The organism is Testudinibacter aquarius, assembly GCF_004342725.1.
In the GTDB taxonomy this organism is placed as follows: domain Bacteria; phylum Pseudomonadota; class Gammaproteobacteria; order Enterobacterales; family Pasteurellaceae; genus Chelonobacter; species Chelonobacter aquarius.
Genome location: NZ_SMCP01000003.1, coordinates 1 through 21,955, shown reverse-complemented (window position 1 = coordinate 21,955; position 21,955 = coordinate 1). Strand labels below are relative to the sequence as shown.

Below are 21,955 nucleotides of genomic sequence, written 5' to 3'. Positions count from 1 at the left end.
GTTGTCTCGCCATTTCTGCGAGGCGTTTTTGTTAACTGGATCACAAAAATAAAAAATTAACTAAAACGTTTTAGTTCATGTGTAGCTTAACTAAAACGTTTTAGTTAAAATCTTGCCCAGATTATAAACTATCGGTTAAATAACAGGAGAGGCAGATGGATTTTGTAAAAATTGCAACCCAAGTGATTGAAAAATTGGGTGGAAAAGAGAATATCAGTGCTTTGGCACACTGTGCAACCCGACTGCGGATCGTCTTGAAAGACGAAAGTGCGGTCGATAAAGAAGCGATTGAAAATATTGACGGCGTAAAAGGTCAGTTTTCAGTTGCCGGGCAATATCAAATTATTTTTGGTTCAGGCACGGTGAATAAAGTCCATGCGGAAATGAGCAGTATGTTAGGCATGGGCGATATGACAAAGAGCGATGTCGCTGCTGCCGGTGCACAAAACCAAAACTTGCTGCAACGTTTGGTAAAAGGCTTAGCCGATATTTTCGTGCCGATTATTCCGGCAATCGTCGCCGGCGGTTTGTTGATGGGGCTTGCCAATGTGTTTATGGCAAAAGACCTGTTTGTGGAAGGGATGTCACTGGTTGACACGCACCCTGAACTGGCCGATTTGGCGGCAATGATCAACACCTTTGCTAACGCACCGTTTGTTTTCCTCCCGATTTTGATTGCATTCTCCGCAACCCGCAAATTTGGTGGCAATCCGTTTCTGGGGGCGGCACTGGGCATGTTGCTGGTGCACCCGGATTTGGTCAACGGTTGGAATTACACCAGCGTGGTGGCAGAAGGCAAACTGGCTTACTGGAATATTTTCGGTTTCAGCATTGAGCGTGTTGGTTATCAAGGTTCGGTATTGCCGGTGTTGGTTGCCTCTTGGATTCTTGCCACCTTAGAAAAAGCGTTGCGTAAAGTCGTACCGTCGGTGCTGGACAACCTGCTAACGCCACTATTGGCGCTGTTTATTGCCGGATTGCTAACCTTTAGCTTTGTGGGACCAATCACCCGTGAAGTCGGTTTCTTGTTGGGGGCTGGTTTAACTTGGTTATATGATACCGCAGGCTTTATCGGTGGTGCATTGTTCGGTGCTTTGTATGCTCCGATTGTGATCACCGGGATGCACCAAACCTTTATCGCCATTGAAACGCAATTGTTGGCAGATTTTGCCACCACCGGCGGAACCTTTATTTTCCCGATTGCAGCGATGTCAAATATCGCACAGGGTGCTGCTTGTTTGGCGGTGTTTGTGATTATGAAAGATGTTAAAACCCGTGGGATTGCGTTGCCGTCAGGTATTAGTGCCTTGTTGGGTATCACTGAGCCGGCGATGTTTGGGGTGAACCTGCGTTATCGCTATCCGTTCATCGGCGCAATGGTTGGCGCCGGCTGTGCCAGTGCCTTTGTCGCCCTGTTCAATGTTAAAGCGCAAGCGCTGGGTGCCGCAGGCTTACCGGGGATTATCTCGATTAAACCGAACGATATCAGTATGTATGTGATCGGTATGCTAATCTCTTTTGTCGTTGCATTCTCTGTGACTGTGATTTTGGGTAAAAGAGCGCAAAAGAAACGGCAAGCAAATTAAATTGCGTTAATCTTGACTGAAACAAAAAGCCAACCAAATGAAAGTGCGGTTGGTTTTTTGTTTACTGGGTGGCAAACGGCTGGCGGAGCGGGGCAAAATATGCTAGTTTGGCAAAGAGTATTTTAATAAACCAACCTAATAAAAAACAGATATGATGAGTGACGAACAGATAAGCAACGATAATCAAGAGCAAGGCTCAAAAAAAGGATTTTTCCAATCACTATTCAGTGGCTTGTTTCAAGGGGAACTGAAAAACCGGAAAGAACTGGTCGAGGTGATTCGCGACTCAGAACAAAATGAGTTGATTGACCAAGATACCCGTGAAATGATTGAAGGGGTGATGGAGATCTCCGAGTTGCGGGTGCGCGATATTATGATCCCGCGTGCGCAAATCGTGTTTATCAATAAAGAGCAGTCATTGGATGCTTGCTTGGACGTGATTATTGAGTCGGCGCATTCACGTTTTCCGGTGGTGAGTGATGAACGCGACAATGTAGAAGGCTTGCTGCTGGCAAAAGATCTGCTGCCGTTTTCTCGCACCAATGCAGCAGAATTTGATATGTCTTCAGTGTTGCGCCCGGCGGTGATAGTGCCGGAGAGCAAACGGGTTGATCGCATGTTGAAAGAGTTTCGTTCCGAGCGTTTTCATATGGCCATTGTGGTTGATGAATTTGGGGCGATTTCCGGTTTGGTGACGATTGAAGATATTTTGGAGCAGATTGTCGGCGATATCGAAGATGAATTCGACGAAGAAGAAGCGGCGGATATTCGTCAACTGTCACGTCATGCCTATGCAATATCAGCCTTGACGGATATCGAAGATTTTAATCAAAAATTCGGCACGCATTTTGATTCGGAAGAGGTCGATACCATCGGTGGTGTCATTATGCAGGCGTTTGGTTATCTGCCGAGCCGTGATGAGGAGATTGAACTGGAAGGGTTGCTGTTCAAAGTGGTCTCTGCCGACAGCCGTAAAATTATTCAACTTCGACTTAGAGTGCCTGATCAGATCAAAGAGGATTCCGCATTTCCTGAAAATGTATAACTTGCCATGCAAATACTTTATTCTCACCCCATGATAAAAATACTTTTCGCATTAATATTGGGAGCAAGCGGTGTGCTTGCTTTCTCGCCTTTTGATTATTGGCCAATGGCGTATGTCAGCGTCATCGGCATGCTTTTTTTTGCCACTCAAAGCTCGTGCAAAACCGCACTTTATACCAGCTATTCCTGGGCATTGGGATTTTTCGCTTTCGGCATCAATTGGATCCATGTCAGCATTAATCTGTTTGGTGGTGTGCCGTTAATCCTCAGCTATTTAGCCGTGTTGCTGCTGGCGGCTTACTTATCATTATATCCTCTACTATTTACCTATTTGATCCAGCGTTTTCAGATTAAAAGTGCGGTCGTGTTTGCGATTTTGTGGACCTTCACTGAGTTTCTGCGTGGTTGGGTGATGACTGGGTTTCCTTGGTTACAATTTGGTTATTCGCAAATCGATAGCCCGTTCTATGGCATTGCTCCGTTGTTTGGGGTGCAGGGGCTGACTTTTTTTGTGGTCTGGATTGCAGCGCTGCTGATGAATAGCATCAAAGCAGGATTGAACCGTACTGACCGCACTTTAGCATTGACTGCCAGCTCGTTATTGATGGTATTGGGTTTGGCGTTTGCGGCGTTTTATTCAGGTGGAAAAATCAGTGCGGATTCCAGCGCAAAGCAGAGCAGCAGTTCAGCTAAGGCACTTACAATCACCTTAGTGCAAGGCAATATTGAGCAAAATCTAAAATGGGATCCGAACTATTTCAGCAATACGATTAACATTTACCAACAGTTAATCGCACCGCACTTGGGTAAGAGTGACTTGATTATTCTACCGGAAGCATCGATTCCGACGCTGGAAAATCAAGTACAGCCACTGTTGCAAAATTGGCAGGCGGCGGTACACAACAGCGGCAGCGAACTGATTGTCGGCACAGTCTATCATGATGAGTCGCAAGACCGCTTTTATAATTCTGCGATTGTGCTGGGTGATCCACATAATCCTTATCAGTTAACAAGTACTAACCGTTATAATAAACACCATCTGGTGCCGTTTGGCGAATATGTGCCACTAGAAAGCCTGTTGCGACCGTTAGGCAGTATGTTTAACTTACCGATGTCAAATTTTAAACAGGGGGAGTACCTGCAAGCTCCGCTTACTGCTAAGGGGGTTAAGCTGGCAACTGCGATCTGCTACGAAATTGTGTTAGGTAATCAACTACAACAAAATTTGGCTAATGCTAATAGTGATGTTATTTTGACGATTTCTAATGACGCTTGGTTTGGCGACTCGATCGGACCGTGGCAGCATTTTCAAATGGCAAGAATGCGCGCGTTGGAAAACGGCAAAGCGGTGATTCGAGCCACTAATACCGGCATTACCGCATTTATCGGTAATCAAGGACAAGTGTTGCAGCAAGCGCCACAATTTGAAGCGACGACATTAACCACAGAATTAAAATTAGAAACCATTGCCACACCGTATAGCGTGTTTGGTGATAAACCGCTGTACTTGCTGTCGCTGGTATTGTTAGTATTCAATATCTTGACCGCACTTTTACGTCGCAAACTACAACAATTAGCTACGCTGAAGACCAGATAAGGGAAGCACAGGCGCTGTCTTCATATGGGCAGCGCTGTTTTTGGGGAGGCTTAGCGACTGCGGAAAATAATACGCCCTTTAGTTAAATCGTAAGGTGTCAATTCAACCGTGACTTTATCACCGGTTAAAATACGAATGTAGTTTTTACGCATTTTGCCGGAAATATGTGCTGTGACCACGTGACCATTTTCCAATTCAACACGAAACATCGTGTTTGGCAGAGTATCTAAAATCGTTCCCTGCATTTCAATGCTATCTTCTTTAGCCATTCCTTCCTCTGAAATTTTACTGAATTTTATCGGTATGCGACGGTTAACACCACGCTTAATGTTTTGGGGTTGCTTTGTTACCGTAACAAAGCGCAGATTATACCTGCATCAGACGGATTCGGAAAGTTTTTTTAAATATAGATGGCTTTCCTTTTTTATTTTAAATAGGAATAGTAATCATTTGGTGTGAAAATATAAATACAAGAAAATTGTTATTTTTTTTAATTTCTTCTAAAATGAGAAAGATTTATCCGCAATTAATTTGAGTTTATTAAGGGAATGGAATTTTTCGACAGGATGTCATTGATAATATTCTATTTTTGATAGACTTTTAAAGGATTTTTATGAAAATTTTAGTTACTGGTGGTGCCGGTTTTATTGGTTCGGCGGTTGTTCGCCATATTATTCAAGAGACCGCGGATAGTGTCATCAATCTAGACAAATTGACCTATGCCGGCAATTTGGAATCCCTCGAACAAATCGCAGCGAATCCACGCTATGTTTTTGAGCAAGCAGATATCTGTGACAAAACCGCACTTGAACGTATTTTTCAGCAACATCAACCTGATGCAGTGATGCACTTGGCAGCGGAAAGCCATGTTGACCGTTCAATTGACGGGCCGGCGGCATTTATCGATACCAATATTGTCGGCACTTATACTTTGCTGGAGGCTGCCAGAGCTTACTGGAACGGACTAGAGTCGGCTAAAAAACAGGCTTTCCGTTTTCACCATATTTCCACCGATGAAGTGTATGGCGATTTAGAGGGAACGGACGATCTGTTCACCGAAACCACCCCTTATTCCCCTAGCAGCCCGTATTCCGCCTCCAAAGCGGCGAGCGATCATCTGGTGCGGGCTTGGTTAAGAACTTACGGTTTCCCGACCATTGTCACCAATTGTTCGAATAACTATGGTCCATACCATTTCCCGGAAAAATTGATCCCCTTGATGATTTTAAATGCGTTGGAAGGCAAACCACTGCCGGTTTATGGCAACGGTATGCAAATTCGTGACTGGCTGTTTGTGGAAGATCATGCGCGGGCGTTATATAAAGTGGTGACCGAAGGTAAAATCGGCGAAACCTACAACATTGGTGGACACAATGAAAAAGCCAATATCGAGGTGGTAAAAACCATTTGCAACTTGTTGGAAGAGTTGGTGCCTAATAAGCCACAAGGGGTTGTTCGCTACCAAGATTTGATCACTTATGTCACCGATCGTCCGGGACACGATGTGCGTTACGCCATCGACGCCGCAAAAATCGGGCGTGAGCTGGGCTGGCAACCGCAGGAAACTTTTGAATCAGGCATCCGTAAAACCGTGGAATGGTATCTCAACAATAAAAAATGGTGGAGTCGGGTGTTAGACGGTTCATATAGCTTGCAACGTTTGGGCACAAAAGCATAAAAAGTATAAAAAAGGAATGAATATGAAAGGCATTATCCTTGCCGGCGGTTCCGGCACGCGTCTCTATCCGATCACGCGCGGTGTCTCCAAACAGCTGTTGCCGGTTTACGATAAACCGATGATTTACTATCCGCTGTCGGTACTGATGCTGGCCGGCATTCGAGATATTCTGATTATCACCACCCCGGAAGATAATGAGAGTTTTAAACGCTTGCTCGGCGATGGCTGCGATTTTGGTATTAACTTGCAATATGCCATTCAACCGAGTCCGGACGGCTTGGCACAGGCTTTTATTATCGGAGAAGATTTTATCGGGCAAGACAGCTGCTGTTTAGTGCTGGGTGACAATATTTTCTTCGGCCAATCTTTTACACCGTTATTACAAAAAGCCGTCGCCAGAACCAACGGTGCAACGGTGTTTGCCTACCAAGTGAAAGATCCGGAACGTTTCGGGGTGGTCGAGTTTGATCAGCACTACAAAGCCTTATCCATCGAAGAAAAACCTCAAGTACCAAAATCCGATTGGGCGGTCACCGGCTTATATTTCTACGATAACCGAGTGGTAGAGCTCGCCAAACAAGTCAAACCATCCGCCCGTGGCGAATTGGAAATTACCACCTTAAATGAAATGTATCTCAACGACGGCTCCTTAAATGTACAATTGTTAGGACGGGGCTTTGCCTGGTTAGACACCGGCACCCACGAAAGCCTACACGAAGCGGCTTCTTTTGTGCGTACCATCGAAAATATCCAAGGCATGCAAGTCGCTTGTTTGGAAGAAATTGCCTGGCGGCAAGGCTGGTTAACCGATCAACAACTGACCGCACTTGCCAAACCGATGAGTAAAAATGAATATGGGCAGTATTTGTTGCGGTTGGTTAAATAATAAAAAGATTAGAATTCAGTTAATATAGTTTTACTTACATCATGCCGAAAGGTAAAGGAATTATTTATGAAATCAATTTTTTTCTATGGTATGTGAATGCAAAATTTATCTATTTATTCAATTGTTGCTTTTATCATCCTCTCTATGCTCAGTACTATAAAACTTTATATAGGAAGCGGAGCTATTTGGCTTGCTCAAATTTTATTATTGTTTATTGCACTGATTAGTTTCTTGTATGGAGTAAAAGGTAAATTAAAAATAATTAATCAACGTTTGTATGGTTTTTTTAACCATTATTTTATATTTTTATTTTGGTTATTATTTATGTTGGGTATTGCAATTGCTGCGCTTGAAAATGATGGCAAGGGAGCATATACCTTAATTAAATATTCTTTTTTTATACCAATTCTTCTAATATTACTGATAATCCCCTATATTTCCTCAGGTTTATTAGAGAGAGCACTTTATATAGTACTTTTTTTATCTTTGTTACCTTTAATTTCTTTTATTATATTCCGTTATCTAGATGCTATGGTTATATTAGGTGATGGTCGTATGGGATGGCTTGCTAGTTGGCCCGGTGTTATATGGAAAATTGGTGCATTTATCTGGCCTGTGGCAGCTTGGCGTTGTATGCAGAAAGTATCACTTTCAAATCTTTTGTTAGCATTTAGCTCCGCACTTATTATTGCCTTAGATGGTAGCCGTACAGCAATCGTTTGGATGATTCTTGTATGGCTGACCTTATCGATAATTGCAGCCTATACTAACAAACAAAAAATAAAAAATAATCAAATATTAGTACACTGTTGTTTATTGTTAGTTGTCAGTATATCTTTTGCTGCTATACAACCTACATTATTAGGCTGGGTTAGAGGACAGTATGATGATGCTATTATTCAACTGGTAACCCCCTCAACTAATATTCAGGACAAGTTAGATATTGAAAATGAAAAAATTAATAATATTGATAATAAATTAACACCGGAAAATACGACGGCAGTTCGCTTAGTTCAGGGAGATACTACAACACGCCTAGAAATGTTATCAATAGGTTGGCAGCAAGCAGTCGATAATTTTCCTTTTGGCGGTGGCTTTGGTAGCACAAAGGCTAATGAATATGGTGAAAAGGTTGTTATTCATATGACTTATTTGCAAATCTTAGCTGATGAAGGAGTTATCTCGCTTTTAGGTTACTTATTATTTTTTATATATCCTCTGTATCATGGGATAAGATTTGTAACTGAAAAGAAAGAGTTGTTTCTTGAAAGGTTTGAGATAATGCTTACTCCACTTTCAATTTTAATTCTATTTTTATTTATGGGGTTATTCCATCCATTGAGTAATGAGCTTTCTGAATGGGGTATTGTACTAGTGGCTATATCGATCATACTTAATTATGTCCCGCGTCATAAATAACACTTTTTGGCTAATGTTAGCTCAAATAGGAGGTCTGATCATTCCTCTTATAGAACTACCTATATTAGCTCGTGCTCTAGGACAGCAAAGTTATGGTCAAGTACTTTATGCTTTGAGTATAGCTTTAATTGCTTCGGTATTTATAGAGTTTGGATTTAATTTTAGTGCTGCAAGAAATGTGGTTAAATACAGAGATAATAAGCACAAGCTTTCACAATTAGTGAGTGATGTTTTATTAGCTAAGTTTTTATTAGGGATTTTTATTTCAATTATTGTTGCTGCTCTGATACTTTTTCAAATTGGAGAAACAGTAATTCCTAATGAATGGTTCTTCTGGATTTTATTATCAATGTTTTCATTTGGTTTTACTCCAATATGGTATTACATTGGGATTGAAAAATTAATTATTCCTGCATTGTTAGATTTAACACTGCGTAGTCTAGGTGTAATTTTTATTATTATAATGATATCTTCTCCTGAAGATGCCTTTCTTGTGTTAGTTATCCAAGCTATTGTGGGTGGGCTAAATACTATATTGCCAACCTTATTTATGATACGTAAAACCGGATGTGGGCATATTAATGTAAAGGGTGCTATAACAGTATTAAGAGAAAGTTGGGAGTTATTTCTTTATAAAAGCTCTCAGAGCATTATGGGATCAATTGCGTCGACATTGCTAGGGATATTTGGTGGCTCAAGTATGGTTGGGGCTTTTGTCCCGGCAGAGAAGCTAGTTAGAGCAAGTAGTGGATTATCAGCTCCATTACTGAATGCTTTTTTCCCATATTTAGTTAGATTACATTTAGAGTCTTTTCGATCAGCGAAAAAAATAGTTAATCTGACAGTAATTACAATTTTTATTCTTACACTTATCTTTTCTGGTGCTGTGACTTATCTTGCAGATTGGCTAGTGGCTTTGGTTTTTGGACAGGGGTATCATGAAGCTGCGGAGCTATTAAAAATTCTAATATGGATTTTACCTCTACGCATTTGTAGCATGGCATTAGCGATACTATGGTTTATCGTGATTGGTAAGGAAAATGTTGCAAGCAAGGTTATGATACTCAATGTGGTTATTATTTGTTTACTTGCCAGTTTTTTAGTGCCTATATTAGGTACTCTAGGTATGTGTATTGCTTTTCTAGCCGCAGAAATAGTGATGTTTTCCATTTTGCTCTTTCTATTCTATAGGTAGCTTATTAATATATTAAGGATATTGCTTTGAATAAATTTACTCTTAGTGTAGTCATTCCAACTTATAATAGACCTGATTTAGTTATTCGCGCAGTTGAATCTGTAATTGCTGAACGTGATGATACTTATAATAAGGTTGAGATTATTGTTGTTGATGATAACTCAAGTATTGAATCACCGGACTTAAGTGTGTATCAAGATTTAATTTTTTACAGAATGCCAGTTAATGGTGGGCCGGGTCCTGCTCGCATGAAGGGGATTAATTTAGCCACCTGCTCTTGGGTGCTTATGCTTGATGATGATGATATTTTAATGCAAGGAAGTGTAAGGTATTTAGCAAATCTATTATCTAAATTAGAAGAAGATGATTATCCGGTGTATCAATTCTCAACTAAGAAAGTATATCAGGTGGAACAGATTAAAAATAACTTTTTACTTGCAACATTTGATGACTATATGAATAAAGTGATTATTGATGACCTAACCGCAGTATTTAATCGTAAGAAATTTCTAAGCACAGGTTTACAATATCCAGATAATCGAGTCGGTGGTGAGCATTTACTTTGGTGGAAAATTGCTGAGAGATATGGAGTTCCATCATATGCACATCAAATAGTTTCGGTGTCAGATGATGCTCATGTTCGGTTAACACATTTTTCTTCTCAGATAAAAAATGCTGCTCATTATCAAGAATTAGCTGAAATGACGTTAAAGGATTTTGGTGAGCGTTTATGTAGCGATTATCCGAGTGAATATCGTCGTATACAATTAGCCTATATTACTTATAGTTTGTTGAATAAACAATCAAAAAAAGCAAGGCATATTCTTAAAACAGCTAGGATTAATAAAATATTAAAAGTTATATTGTGGATTATTAGCTGGCTACCTGATTATTTTATTAAAAAGTTATTCTTATTTTATCGTAATTATAACGGCTAGTATGTTGGTACGTAATATATATTATTCATTTTGAATATCGAAGGAAGATAAAAGAGCTATGAGAATACTATTAATCATAACAGGTCTTGGTATGGGGGGGGCAGAGCGTCAAGTTTGTGATCTTGCAGATGAATTCCATAAAATGGGTAATAATGTTGCAATTATTTCTTTAACAGGTAAAGAGATAGTATCACCAATATCTAAAGATATAGAAATATATTCATTAAATATGAAGAAAAATATCTTTGGGTTGATTCATTCTTTAGTGCAGGCAAAAAAGGTCATTAATAAATTCAATCCGGATATAGTGCATAGCCATATGTTTCATGCTAATTTATTTGCTCGATTGCTAAGAATTATTACCCCTATGAAAAAACTAATTTGTACTGCCCACAGTACAAATGAAGGCCGACATATAAGGATGTTAGCTTATAGAATAACTGATTTTTTATCAGACTTAAATACTAATGTCAGTCAAGAGGCGGTAGAGTGTTTCATTCAAAAAGGCGCAAGCCCAAGTAATAAAATGATTCCAATGTTGAATGGTGTGAGCCCCGATAAATTTGTATTTAATAAGGTACAACGAGAATTAATAAGAGATGAATTAAATATTACTGAGGGTGATTTTTTATTTCTTGCCGTCGGCAGATTGACCGATGCCAAAGATTATCCTAATTTATTAAACGCTTTCACATCAGTATTAAATAAGAATCCTAGGGCTGTATTGGCAATTGTTGGACAAGGTGAGCAAAAAGAAGAGCTTATTTCTTTAGCAGAAAATATTAATATCAGTCATTCAGTTTATTTTTTGGGGTTAAGGAGAGACATTCCAGCTCTAATGAGTGCTTGTGATTGCTTTGTTTTGTCTTCTAAATATGAAGGATTTGGATTGGTACTAGCAGAAGCTATGCTATGTGAGCGCCTCGTGGTAGCAACTGATTGTGGTGGAACGAAGGAGGTTGTGGATAATTATGGGTATTTGGTTACTAGGCAAAATTCTAATGAGCTGGCTAATGCTATGGTCAAAGTAATTAATTTATCTGATAATATTAGATATAGCATGGGAAGTGAAGCCAGAAAATATATTATGGAGCATTATTCATTAAATGTTATAGCCACACGATGGATTAATTTATATCAAGGTAATAAATAATGAAAATTGTCTATGTGATAACTCGTTCAGATGTGATTGGCGGCGCAAATGTTCACTTATTAGATTTAGCAGAAGGAATACAGAATAAAGGACATCAGGTTACGATTCTCATTGGGGGAACAGGGATTGTTGTTGAGAAAGCTAAAGAAAGAAATTTAGAGTGTATTATTGTTAAAAATTTAGTAAGGGAAATTAATCTTATTAAGGATTTTAAATGTTATTTTGAAATTAAAAAACATCTATTAATTTTAAGACCTGATATTGTACACTTACATTCATCAAAAGCTGGAATTTTAGGACGACTTGCCTCTTGGCGGTTAGGGTTAGCATATATATTTACCGCGCATGGTTGGGCATTTACTGATGGGGTAGCACAAAGAACAGCAATGTTCTATCGGTTTATTGAAAAAAGCATGGCTAAACTGGGTGGAAAGATTATTACCGTATCTGAGTATGATCGTAACTTAGCTTTGAAGCATGGTGTTGGTAAGCCTGAGCAATTAATTACTATACATAATGGAATATCAACTGATCGACGAATAATAAAAATGCCACATAATGATAAAATAATTAGACTTATTATGGTTGCACGTTTTGATATTCCTAAAAATTATACTGATTTAGTTGCTGCATTGGCAAAGGTTAAAGATTTAGACTGGCAAGTTGAATTTGTCGGCGATGGAGTTTTACTAAATATGGTTAAACAACAAGCTAAGTCTCTTTTTTTAGATGATAAAATTATCTTTTCAGGTCAATGTCATGATGTTGAAAAACGATTAGTAAATGCCGATATTTTTTTATTGATTTCAAATTGGGAAGGATTGCCGCTTACTATTCTTGAAGCTATGGCAAAAGGATTACCGATAATTGCTTCTGATGTTGGTGGTATAAAAGAAGCGGTTTGGGATGGGAAGAATGGTTACTTAATCCCTCGTGGGGACATAAATTGTTTAGCAGATAAATTAAATATACTCATTGGTAATAAAATGTTAAGAGATAGAATGGGATATGCAGGTAAAGATATTTTTGAATCACATTTCACTTATGAATTAATGCTGACTAAAACACTTGAAATTTATAAATCCGTTATAAACGTAAATAGCTAGGCTCAATATGACAAATAGACAATTTAGAAAACGCCACTCTCGTTGGTATGAACGGTTATTTTTTAGCACAACTGTACAGTCTACTTTAGGGGTTTTATTCTCGGTGTTTTTACCTGCTTTTGCATTATGGGGTAACGACATGTTCGGCTCTGAAACACGAATACATACCATTCTTGCGATAAGTGTTGCATTTATTCTGGTTGCGCTGTTTCTACGTGTTTTAATGCGTTATCCAGGAGATAAATCAAGTAGTTTCATTTTCTCAACTATCATTTCTTGTTATTCAATAGCGATTGTCATTTTATTATTTTTTCGCTTGGAATATTCACTTTATCTATTGATAAATAGCTTTATACTTTCTTTATTATTCTGTTTTTCAGGCTATTTTATAGCAAGACGTTGGATTGTGCCGAAAATCGCCTATATTCCTTTTGGGCGGGCAAAGACATTGGAACAAATCGATAATGTAAATTGGCATAAATTAGAACAACCTGATTTAGAGCGTCGCTTTAATGCAATAGCAGTAGATCTTCATTCCACTGATTTGACAGCAGAATGGCAAAAATTCCTAGCAGACTGCACTTTGCACGGTATTCCTGTTTATAACGCCCGCCAACTAGAGGAGTCGTTGACGGGGCGTGTGAAAATCAGGCATATGTATGAAAATGATTTGGGATCATTGCTGCCTTCACCGGTTTATTCGTTAATAAAACGCAGTATTGATATCATTTTGGTGTTGGGCACATTTCCGATTACGCTGCCGATTATGTTGATTACCGCACTTGCTGTCCGCTTGGAGAGTGATGGTGGAGCCTTGTTTATCCAAAAACGAGTAGGGCAAGGTGGTAAAGAGTTCAATATTTATAAATTTAGAAGTATGTGTAAGGATTCTGAAAAAGACGGAGCACAATTTGCTTCTGATTGTGATATGAGAGTGACACGGATTGGCAAATTCATTCGTAAAACCCGTATTGATGAGTTGCCACAATTTTTTAATGTGTTGAAAGGCGACATGAGTCTGATTGGTCCACGACCTGAACAGAAAATTTTTGTTGAGCAATTTGAACAAGAGATTCCGTTTTATAGTTACCGCCACATTGTTAAGCCAGGTATTTCCGGTTGGGCGCAAGTTGTGCATGGTTATGCAGCTGATGTTGACGATACTAAAGTAAAAATTGAACATGATTTTTACTATATTAAGCATTTTTCATTGTGGTTAGATATTCTAATTGTGTTCAAGACATTAAAAACAATGTTGACTGGCTTTGGCGCACGATAGGTAATTTACTTGTTCTATTTCAATTACTTCTAACTACAAATTCTGATGCCCACAGGTAGTGAGTAAACTCCAACCGCACTTTCCAAAGTGCGGTCTGACATTCAATAACTTATCCCTTAACTATCGAGCCACAATGGCAGCAGAATGGTGATTCTGAGTCCGCCTAGGCTGCTTTTGCCGGCAGTGACGGTGCCTTTATGTTGTTCTACCGAGTTGGCGACGATCGATAAACCTAAGCCGGTGCCGCCGGTGGTGCGGGCGCGAGCTTGGTCGGTGCGGTAGAAGGGGAGGAAGATTTGTTTATATTCGTGTTCGGCAACGCCGTCACCGTTGTCATCAACAATGATCTGAAGTTGTTTATTATCAATAATATTACAGTTCAGGAGCACACGGCTGTGGGCGTATTTGAAAGCGTTGCGGATAATATTTTCCAATGCGCTGGCGAGTACATCTTCGTTACCATTGATAAAGTATTTCTCAGGATTTTTGATATTCTGTGAAAAACTGAATTCAAAGTGGCGTTCACGGCTTTCAAATTTGGCATCTTCGACCACTTCTTCCCAGATATTCGGCAGTGGAAACACCTCTCGGTTTATATGAAGTGCGGTTTGTTGGCGTGAGAGCGTTAATAACTGATTCAACATTTTTTCCATACGCTCGGTTTCAGTTTCAATCCGCTGTAATTCACTGTTTTCACCTTGGCGACGGCGCAGTAAAGCGGCGGCGAGTTGCAGGCGTGTCAGTGGGGTGCGCAATTCATGCGACACATCCAATAACAGTCGTTGTTGTGAGCTAATCATACTTTCTAAGGACATCACCATGTGGTTAAAACTCTTGCCAACTTCACGCAATTCCATTGATCCACGTTGTTCTAAAATTGGATTAATGCTTAGATTTCCGGTGGAGATGGCATTGGCGGTGCTGCGTAATTCTTTGATAGGCTGGGTTAAACTGAAAATGAGCCCAAGCAGCAGTGGTGTGCTGGTCGCCATTAATAAGAACAGCATGATTAGTGGGTGATCAAAGAAAAAATTGATAAATTCCCGTTGTGGATCGACGGTATCAATAAAATACAACAAATAAGGCTCACGATCTTCTGAAAGAGGATAGGGCGAGATAAACGGGCCGACAATATCTTGATTATAAAACCGACGTTTTTGTGGCAACAGTGGATTATTTGAGCGATTGGCAAACTGATATAGCTGACTGCTTTCATTGTAATCCAGATTACCGATGATCTTATTAAAATCATTGGGATCCAGTAATACCGGCTTTCTTGGGGCTGAAATATGTCCAATCCTGTCACTAGGTAAGCTGCTGTGGGGACTTTTTTGGTACTGCAAATCGTATAGAATATTGTTTTTTGTTAGTTTGATCACTTCAAACTGATAGAGATTAACCTCATCAGTGGAGAGTTCGGTGTAATTGCGTGCGTCCATGGTTGGGATAAAGAATGCAAATCCCATCAAAACAAAAAAAGCCAACCAAATCAACCAAAAAAGAAAAAAGATTTGCACATTGATTGAATTAAGCAAACGCAAAAACTTACGCAGAGTTTTCATGACATAGTTTCATATTGGGTGCGTTGAAAAAAGAATAGCGTGTTGTTTGGCACGCTATTCTGATCATTGCTCACTTATTTTTCAGTGACCAGTAAGTAGCCTCGTCCGCGTAGTGTCTTGAACCATGGTAGATTGTCGGCACGTTCTGGCAGTTTTTTACGCAAATTAGAAATATGCATATCGATTGCACGGTCAAACGGTGTCAGGCGCTTGCCCAAAATTTCTAAGCTGAGTAATTCTCGTGACAGTATTTGTCCCGGATGCTTAATTAATATTTGCAATAGTGCAAATTCAGTACCGGTTAAATCTAAATCACGTTCTAAATATAGCGCCTGTTGTCTGCCCGGATAAAGGGTAATGCCGCCAAATTCGAGATGCTTGTTGTCGTCTTTCTCAATGTTGCTGCTGGCGCTGAGTGCGGTAGATTGGTTTTGCGTTCGACGTAAGATCGCTTTGATTCGTGCAACGAGTTCACGATCATTAAACGGTTTTGATAAATAGTCATCAGCACCTAATTCCAATCCCAAGACGCGATCGATATCATCCCCACGGGCAGTTAACATTAATACTGGTGTGGAGAAACTTTTTCTGATTTGTTTTAGGGTTTCTATTCCGTTTAATACCGGCATCATCACATCTAGCAGGACGATATCGTGGCTGAAATTCAGTAATTTCAATGCCTCTTCACCGTTATAGGCCAATTCAACGTCAAATCCCTCTATGTTTAATACTTCAGCCAACAGTTCAGTAAGTTCAACATCGTCATCGACAAGTAATATTTTTGCCATGAATGGTTTCCTTTAGTTAATTATTATTTATTGTTGCGGAACAATAGGAGGAGCTGTTTGTCTTTCATTTACTATGATGATTCAGCGTGACAATTCGGTAATATAAACAAGTTATGAAAGAGAAACAGACCCTACAGTTTGACAGCTAAGATACACTAAAGTTCGTATTATAAAGTTGAGGTAGAACAAAACTTTTGTAAAATTTCCGCAGTAAAGCTCTTTCTTAAGTAAAATCCGAGTGGTAATGTTTTAATTGCTTGCCCATTGTGGTCATATCCCATGGTCAATGCTTTGCTATTTGCGCCTTTTGGACGCAATTGCAGCACTTCACCGATACGAGCATTGATTTTGTGTAATCCACCCAAAACAATTAAATCCATCAACTCTTCCCAGTCTTGCGCGAGGCGAGCTTCTTGTTCGGCGCTCGGTTGCCACAAAATGGGCGAGCCAATCCGACGATCAGACAGTGCAATTTGGCGTTCACCTTCCACCGGAATCCACAGCACTTTTTGTAGTTTGTAACGTACATGGCTGTTTTGCCAAACGACACCGCTGTTTTGGCTGAGCGGTGCCAAGCTGACAAACGTGGTTTCCAACGGATATCCGTGCTGATTGACGGGAATCGTTTTTAACTCAATCCCAAGTGCGGCAAAATCTTGCTGTGCTTTGCTGCCGGCTTCTGCGCCAAGTGCGGTTTCCAATAGCATACCAACCCAGCCTTTATGACGTTTTAAATCGGTTGGCATTTGGATATTGTATTCCGTAGCCACTTCAGCCAGTCGCAGTCCAGCCAATTGGTGGGCACGGTGCAGCAATTGCGACTCTGATTGTGGCGTAGTCATCTTATATCCGTTTGAAATAGGGTGAATAGTTGGAAAATAACGTACGGTATTGTAACGGTAAGGCGTGAAAGATACAAATTTTATTGTTCAAGAAATAATCAGTATGGAATCCTGCTTTTTAAATACGGTGGGGATAACATTTTATTTGTATTAATTTATTGATTTATAATGATAAATTTAAAATAAGTTACTTTGTGTTTGGATTTATTAATGATAATACCGAAATCAGCCACAGTGTTATCCACAGAAAATCTGAATAACTCAAGGATGGTGAGAAATGTTATTTTTTTGTTTTAATTGCAGCATATTTGTGCAAGACTCGGATCAGAAATAAACATTTCTTTTTAATTGTCTGCCACTTGGCAGGGTAAAAACAGACGGCAAGTCGATCAATTAAGCATTTGTTTAATCAATCGACAACCTAAAGCAAAATCCTTATGGCAAAAGGCAGCAGCAGCTCTCAGTTGTTTTTAGACAACAATACTTCCTACGATTACACACAGAGTTATCCACAGTGGAGCGGAGAATTATCTTATCATTGTTAATATTTACAATCTGAAATAGAAGTTGAAAACTGTCACATAAAATCCATCTCACTCTTTACGCGGTTATTGTTGTATCGTTTTCGATATTATGAAACAATCAACACCATTTAAAAAATTTAGACGATTTAAGGGGATCGACGGTGATCGATTTCGATGGCTATCGGCCAAATGTCGGGATTATTATCAGTAACCGACAAGGACAGGTGTTGTGGGCGAAGCGTTGCGGACAAAATTCGTGGCAGTTTCCTCAGGGCGGCATCAACAACGGCGAAACGCCGGAGCAGGCGATGTATCGCGAGTTGTATGAAGAGGTTGGCTTGAGCCGTCAGGACGTAAAAATTCTGGCGGTATCCAAAGGCTGGCTGCGCTATAAATTGCCGAAACGCTTGGTGCGCAATGACGGTAATCCTGTGTGTATTGGACAAAAACAGCGCTGGTTTTTATTGACCCTGGTCAGTGGTGAAGACAGCATCAATATGCAGGCGACTAAAACGCCGGAATTTGACGGTTGGCGCTGGGTCAGTTACTGGTATCCGGTGCGGCAGGTTATCTCATTTAAACGAGAAGTCTATCGTAAAGTGATGAAAGAGTTTTCCAGCGTGGTAATGGCAGCACCGGACAGGGCAAGTGCGGTCAAATCGCATCAACACACCAGCCAATATAAATCGCTTGCAAGTACGAATACAAATAATACTAAGGACACGGCTACATCACCTAGCGACAATGAGCGCTCGACGAATGTAGGCAAAAAAGAACCACGTTATCAACGGAAACAACGTAAGTTCAATCAGGAAAGAAGCGCTCGGCAGAAAGGAGAACAACGCAAATGACGGTATTTGTAATCGGTTGTCTGTTGACCGGCGCTTTAGCGGGCTTTCTTGCCGGACTGTTTGGTATTGGCGGTGGTTTGGTGATTGTGCCGGTGTTGGTCTATCTGTTGCCGAAAATCGGTGTACCGGAAGCAATGTCGATGACGGTAGCGCTGGGCAGTTCTTTTGCGACCATTGTGATCACGGCTTTTTCTTCTGCACAACGCCATCATAAATTGGGCAACGTGGATTGGCAGGCGGCAAAATACTTGATTCCGTCGTTAATGATCGCGGTGTTTATTTCCGGTTTGTTTATCAGCCAATTGCCGAAAGCGGTCACCAGCAAACTGTTTGCGGTGATGGTGTTGTATTTGGCAACCAAAATGGTGCTATCGATCAAACGGGAAACGGGCAATCGCCCCTTAACGGTCAAGAGCGGTGTGGTTGGTGGAACGTTGATCGGCATTGTATCCAGCTTTGCCGGTATTGCCGGAGGCGCATTCATTGTGCCGTTTTTGAATTCACGTGGAATTGAAATCAAGCGGGCGATCGGAACTTCTTCATTTTGCGGCATGTTGCTCGGCTTGTCCGGTATGATCAGCTTTATTGTTAGTGGTTGGAACCTACCGGATCTGCCGTCTTATTCGATCGGCTATGTTTATTTGCCGGCGGTATTATTAATTACTGTCGTCTCTTTTTTCACCTCAAAACTTGGGGCAGACATGACTACCAAATTACCGGTGCCGACGTTGAAAAAGGCGTTTGCGATCTGGTTGTCATTGGTGGCACTAAAAATGTTATTCAGTTAAGTGTTTATCGGCAAGGAATCGTATGAATTCGTATCTTCGCTTTCCGGATTTTGATCCGGTTATTTTTGAACTCGGTCCAATTGGCTTGCGCTGGTACGGTCTGATGTATTTAATTGGCTTTGTTTTTGCCCGTTGGCTGGCGGTGCGACGCGCCAAGCAGCACAACAGTGGTTGGACAGTCGATCAGGTCGATTCGTTGTTATTTAATGGGTTTTTAGGGGTATTTTTAGGTGGGCGAATCGGCTATGTGCTGTTCTACCATTTCGACTTGTTTTTACAGGATCCGCTCTATCTGTTTCGGGTGTGGGAAGGTGGGATGTCTTTCCACGGTGGTTTAATCGGGGTGATTGTTGCGATGATTATCACCGCCCGTTTACAAAAACGCCCGTTCTGGCAAACTGCCGATTTTGTGGCGCCGTTGATTCCGTTCGGCTTGGGCATGGGGCGTATCGGTAATTTTATCAATGACGAACTATGGGGGCGGGTGACTGATGTCTCTTGGGCAGTCTTGTTTCCGTCCGGCGGTTACTTGCCGCGCCATCCGTCGCAGCTGTACGAAGCCTTGTTAGAGGGCGTGGTGCTATTCTTTATTCTGAATTGGTTTATCCAAAAACCGCGTCCGACGGGCTCAATAGCAGGGCTGTTTCTATTTTTCTATGGTTTATTCCGTTTTATCGTCGAATTTTTCCGTGAACCGGACGAACATCTCGGATTGTTTTTCGGACAGCAAATTTCAATGGGGCAAATTTTATCGACCCCGATGATGTTGATCGGCGCACTGATTGTCGTTTGGGCTTATCGGCGGTCAGTAAAGTAGTGCACGCCTAAAAGTGCGGTTTTGGAGGAGAAAAATATGCGTCAATATTTGGATTTATGCCGGCGGATCGTGGATCATGGCGTGTGGATTGGCAACAAACGTACCGGTAAACGCTGCTTAACTGTGATCAATGCCGATTTGAGTTACGATGTCGCCAACAACCAATTTCCATTGATTACCACCCGCAAAAGCTATTGGAAAGCCGCGATTGCCGAATTTTTAGGTTATATCCGTGGTTATGACAATGCTGCCGATTTCCGCAAACTCGGCACCAAAACCTGGGATGCCAACGCCAATGACAATCATGTCTGGCTCAACAGCCCGCACCGCAAAGGCAACGACGATATGGGGCGGGTTTACGGCGTGCAGGGCAGAAGCTGGCGCAAGCCGGACGGTTCACATTTAGATCAACTGCGAAAAGTGGTGGATAATTTGTCGAACGGTATTGATGATCGCGGTGAAATCATCACATTTTATAATCCGGGAGAAATTGAACTGGGCTGTCTGCGCCCTTGTATGCACACCCACACTTTTTCATTGCTGGGTGATACGCTGCATCTCACCAGTTATCAGCGTTCTTGTGACGTGCCGCTCGGCTTAAATTTCAATCAAATTCAGGTTTATATTTTTTTAGCGTTGATGGCGCAGATCACCGGGCATAAAGCCGGGCAGGCGTACCATAAAATTGTCAATGCGCATATTTATGAAGATCAGCTGGAGCTGATGCAAACGGTGCAGTTACTGCGCGAGCCGCTGCCGTTGCCGAGATTAGAGATCAATCCCCAGATCAAAACATTACAGGATTTGGAGACTTGGGTCACGATGGATGATTTTAAGGTGGTGGGTTACCAATCACATCCGCCGATTCAATATCCGTTTTCGGTTTAATTCGCTTTACTTTCGGTCGAAACTGATCGGATAATACACTGTGTTCGGTTCGGCTTTTGTCAAGGTTTTATCAGGCAAGTCGTTAATATTAATAAATTAATAATTAAGGAAAAGTTATGGGATTATTTGATTTTGTCGGCAACATCGGTAAGAAAATCTTCGGCAAAGAAGAAGAAGCTTCAAGTGCGGTAACACAACACATCAGTGAAGATAACCCCGGCGTGGAAAACGTGGCAGTGAAAGTTGAAAACGGTGTGGCAAAAATTGAAGGCACAGCAAAAGACGCGTCAGCCTTAGAAAAAGCCATTCTGATGGCGGGTAATATTGCCGGGATCACCAAAGTGGAAGCCGAAGGCGTCACCATTGCCAGCGGCGAAGCCTTAGCCTCTGACGATGAGTTTTATGTGATTGAAAAAGGCGACACCTTATGGAAAATTGCCGAAAAAGCCTACGGCAACGGCGCAAAATACACTAAGATCGTTGAAGTCAATAAAGAAGTGATCAAAGATGCGGATAAAATTTTCCCAGGGCAGAAAATTCGCATTCCGAAAGGGTTATAATTTCTTATCCTATTGATAATATTTAAAATTTGGTGTTATTTGTAACAAAACAGACTATTTAACATAGCTGGCAAATTGGCGACCAATCCTGATTTGCTGGCTATGTTTTTTTATTGTGATATACCCTATTGCTACGGCGCACTCTCGTTAGCATGATAATCGATTGAATTGAAGGCATACGCAGGGATAATAAAATAAAATTATGTGATTTACTTCACAAAATTAAGATAAAACCCGTTAATCTAGGAATATTTCTTATTTTCTCTAAAATTCTCTCTCAGGCTATATAGTGTCTTTTTTTCTATGATAAGTGCGAAATTAATTATCATACGAGAGGCGTTATATGCTCAATTTTTTAAGTGTAATAGTTCAATTTCCTGCAACAATTTTAAGACTGGTTTTAATTAAAAAGCATTTTAGTATTTGCCTTTTGTCGTTCAAACATCACGGGTGA

19 protein-coding genes and 1 pseudogene are annotated in these 21,955 nt (G+C 40.7%); 16 read left to right on the top strand and 4 right to left on the bottom strand.

Translation table 11 applies throughout. From position 1 onward, the window contains the following. Positions 1-155: 155 nt before the first annotated feature. From EDC16_RS03575 to lnt, 3 genes are all read left to right on the top strand, one after another. Entirely contained in the window at positions 156-1,586 is a 1,431-nt protein-coding gene (locus EDC16_RS03575; protein ID WP_132965500.1) for a sucrose-specific PTS transporter subunit IIBC, read from the top strand. A 151-nt stretch (positions 1,587-1,737) separates the two neighbouring features. Then, on the top strand, positions 1,738-2,631 hold the full coding sequence (corC, locus tag EDC16_RS03570) for a CNNM family magnesium/cobalt transport protein CorC (protein ID WP_132965498.1): 894 nt from the start codon (positions 1,738-1,740) through the stop codon (positions 2,629-2,631). A gap of 30 nt (positions 2,632-2,661) precedes the next feature. Then, positions 2,662-4,227 carry an apolipoprotein N-acyltransferase gene (gene lnt / locus EDC16_RS03565; RefSeq protein WP_132965496.1) on the top strand — a complete coding sequence of 522 codons (1,566 nt, stop codon included), beginning with the start codon at positions 2,662-2,664 and terminating at the stop codon, positions 4,225-4,227. Positions 4,228-4,277: 50 nt separating this feature from the next. Here lnt and infA read toward each other — a convergent pair whose 3' ends face one another. Beyond that, positions 4,278-4,496, bottom strand: coding sequence for a translation initiation factor IF-1 (gene infA, locus EDC16_RS03560; RefSeq protein ID WP_132965494.1), 219 nt, complete (start codon positions 4,494-4,496; stop codon positions 4,278-4,280). 344 nt (positions 4,497-4,840) lie between these two features. Here infA and rffG point away from each other — a divergent pair, with 344 nt between their 5' ends. From rffG to EDC16_RS03520, 8 genes are all read left to right on the top strand, one after another. Beyond that, on the top strand, positions 4,841-5,905 hold the full coding sequence (gene rffG, locus EDC16_RS03555) for a dTDP-glucose 4,6-dehydratase (RefSeq protein ID WP_132965492.1): 1,065 nt from the start codon (positions 4,841-4,843) through the stop codon (positions 5,903-5,905). Between the two features lie 22 nt (positions 5,906-5,927). Next, positions 5,928-6,791, top strand: a complete 864-nt coding sequence (rfbA, locus tag EDC16_RS03550; protein ID WP_132965490.1) for a glucose-1-phosphate thymidylyltransferase RfbA — start codon at positions 5,928-5,930, stop codon at positions 6,789-6,791. A 96-nt stretch (positions 6,792-6,887) separates the two neighbouring features. Then, the gene (locus EDC16_RS03545; RefSeq protein WP_176551981.1) at positions 6,888-8,210 is read left to right on the top strand and encodes a hypothetical protein; all 1,323 of its coding nucleotides are present in this window, start codon (positions 6,888-6,890) and stop codon (positions 8,208-8,210) included. A gap of 13 nt (positions 8,211-8,223) precedes the next feature. Continuing rightward, positions 8,224-9,405, top strand: a complete 1,182-nt coding sequence (locus EDC16_RS03540) for an oligosaccharide flippase family protein (protein ID WP_198362768.1) — start codon at positions 8,224-8,226, stop codon at positions 9,403-9,405. A 26-nt stretch (positions 9,406-9,431) separates the two neighbouring features. Then, a complete protein-coding gene (locus EDC16_RS03535) occupies positions 9,432-10,343 on the top strand; it encodes a glycosyltransferase family 2 protein (protein ID WP_157330538.1) in 912 nt (303 codons plus the stop codon). Between the two features lie 58 nt (positions 10,344-10,401). Continuing rightward, positions 10,402-11,496, top strand: coding sequence for a glycosyltransferase (locus EDC16_RS03530; RefSeq protein ID WP_132965484.1), 1,095 nt, complete (start codon positions 10,402-10,404; stop codon positions 11,494-11,496). Continuing rightward, on the top strand, positions 11,496-12,602 hold the full coding sequence (locus EDC16_RS03525; protein ID WP_132965482.1) for a glycosyltransferase family 4 protein: 1,107 nt from the start codon (positions 11,496-11,498) through the stop codon (positions 12,600-12,602). The genes EDC16_RS03530 and EDC16_RS03525 overlap by 1 nt, the downstream gene beginning before the upstream one ends. A gap of 7 nt (positions 12,603-12,609) precedes the next feature. After that, on the top strand, positions 12,610-13,881 hold the full coding sequence (locus EDC16_RS03520; protein ID WP_132965480.1) for a sugar transferase: 1,272 nt from the start codon (positions 12,610-12,612) through the stop codon (positions 13,879-13,881). A gap of 116 nt (positions 13,882-13,997) precedes the next feature. Here EDC16_RS03520 and cpxA read toward each other — a convergent pair whose 3' ends face one another. From cpxA to mutH, 3 genes are all read right to left on the bottom strand, one after another. Further along, the gene (gene cpxA, locus EDC16_RS03515) at positions 13,998-15,443 is read right to left on the bottom strand and encodes an envelope stress sensor histidine kinase CpxA (protein ID WP_132965478.1); all 1,446 of its coding nucleotides are present in this window, start codon (positions 15,441-15,443) and stop codon (positions 13,998-14,000) included. 74 nt (positions 15,444-15,517) lie between these two features. Then, positions 15,518-16,231, bottom strand: a complete 714-nt coding sequence (cpxR, locus tag EDC16_RS03510; protein ID WP_132965476.1) for an envelope stress response regulator transcription factor CpxR — start codon at positions 16,229-16,231, stop codon at positions 15,518-15,520. A gap of 167 nt (positions 16,232-16,398) precedes the next feature. Continuing rightward, on the bottom strand, positions 16,399-17,073 hold the full coding sequence (gene mutH / locus EDC16_RS03505; protein ID WP_132965474.1) for a DNA mismatch repair endonuclease MutH: 675 nt from the start codon (positions 17,071-17,073) through the stop codon (positions 16,399-16,401). A gap of 685 nt (positions 17,074-17,758) precedes the next feature. Between mutH and rppH the strand changes: the two are divergent. From rppH to lysM, 5 genes and pseudogenes are all read left to right on the top strand, one after another. Then, positions 17,759-18,223, top strand: a pseudogene (gene rppH, locus EDC16_RS03500) (RNA pyrophosphohydrolase); the annotation flags it as partial. Positions 18,224-18,444: 221 nt separating this feature from the next. Continuing rightward, positions 18,445-19,236, top strand: a complete 792-nt coding sequence (locus EDC16_RS03495) for a sulfite exporter TauE/SafE family protein (protein WP_132965472.1) — start codon at positions 18,445-18,447, stop codon at positions 19,234-19,236. 22 nt (positions 19,237-19,258) lie between these two features. After that, positions 19,259-20,053 carry a prolipoprotein diacylglyceryl transferase gene (gene lgt, locus EDC16_RS03490; protein ID WP_132965470.1) on the top strand — a complete coding sequence of 265 codons (795 nt, stop codon included), beginning with the start codon at positions 19,259-19,261 and terminating at the stop codon, positions 20,051-20,053. 36 nt (positions 20,054-20,089) lie between these two features. After that, a complete protein-coding gene (locus tag EDC16_RS03485) occupies positions 20,090-20,941 on the top strand; it encodes a thymidylate synthase (protein ID WP_132965468.1) in 852 nt (283 codons plus the stop codon). Between the two features lie 116 nt (positions 20,942-21,057). After that, positions 21,058-21,501: a peptidoglycan-binding protein LysM gene (gene lysM, locus EDC16_RS03480; RefSeq protein ID WP_132965466.1), complete on the top strand. Its 444-nt coding sequence runs from the start codon at positions 21,058-21,060 to the stop codon at positions 21,499-21,501. Positions 21,502-21,955 lie beyond the last annotated feature (454 nt).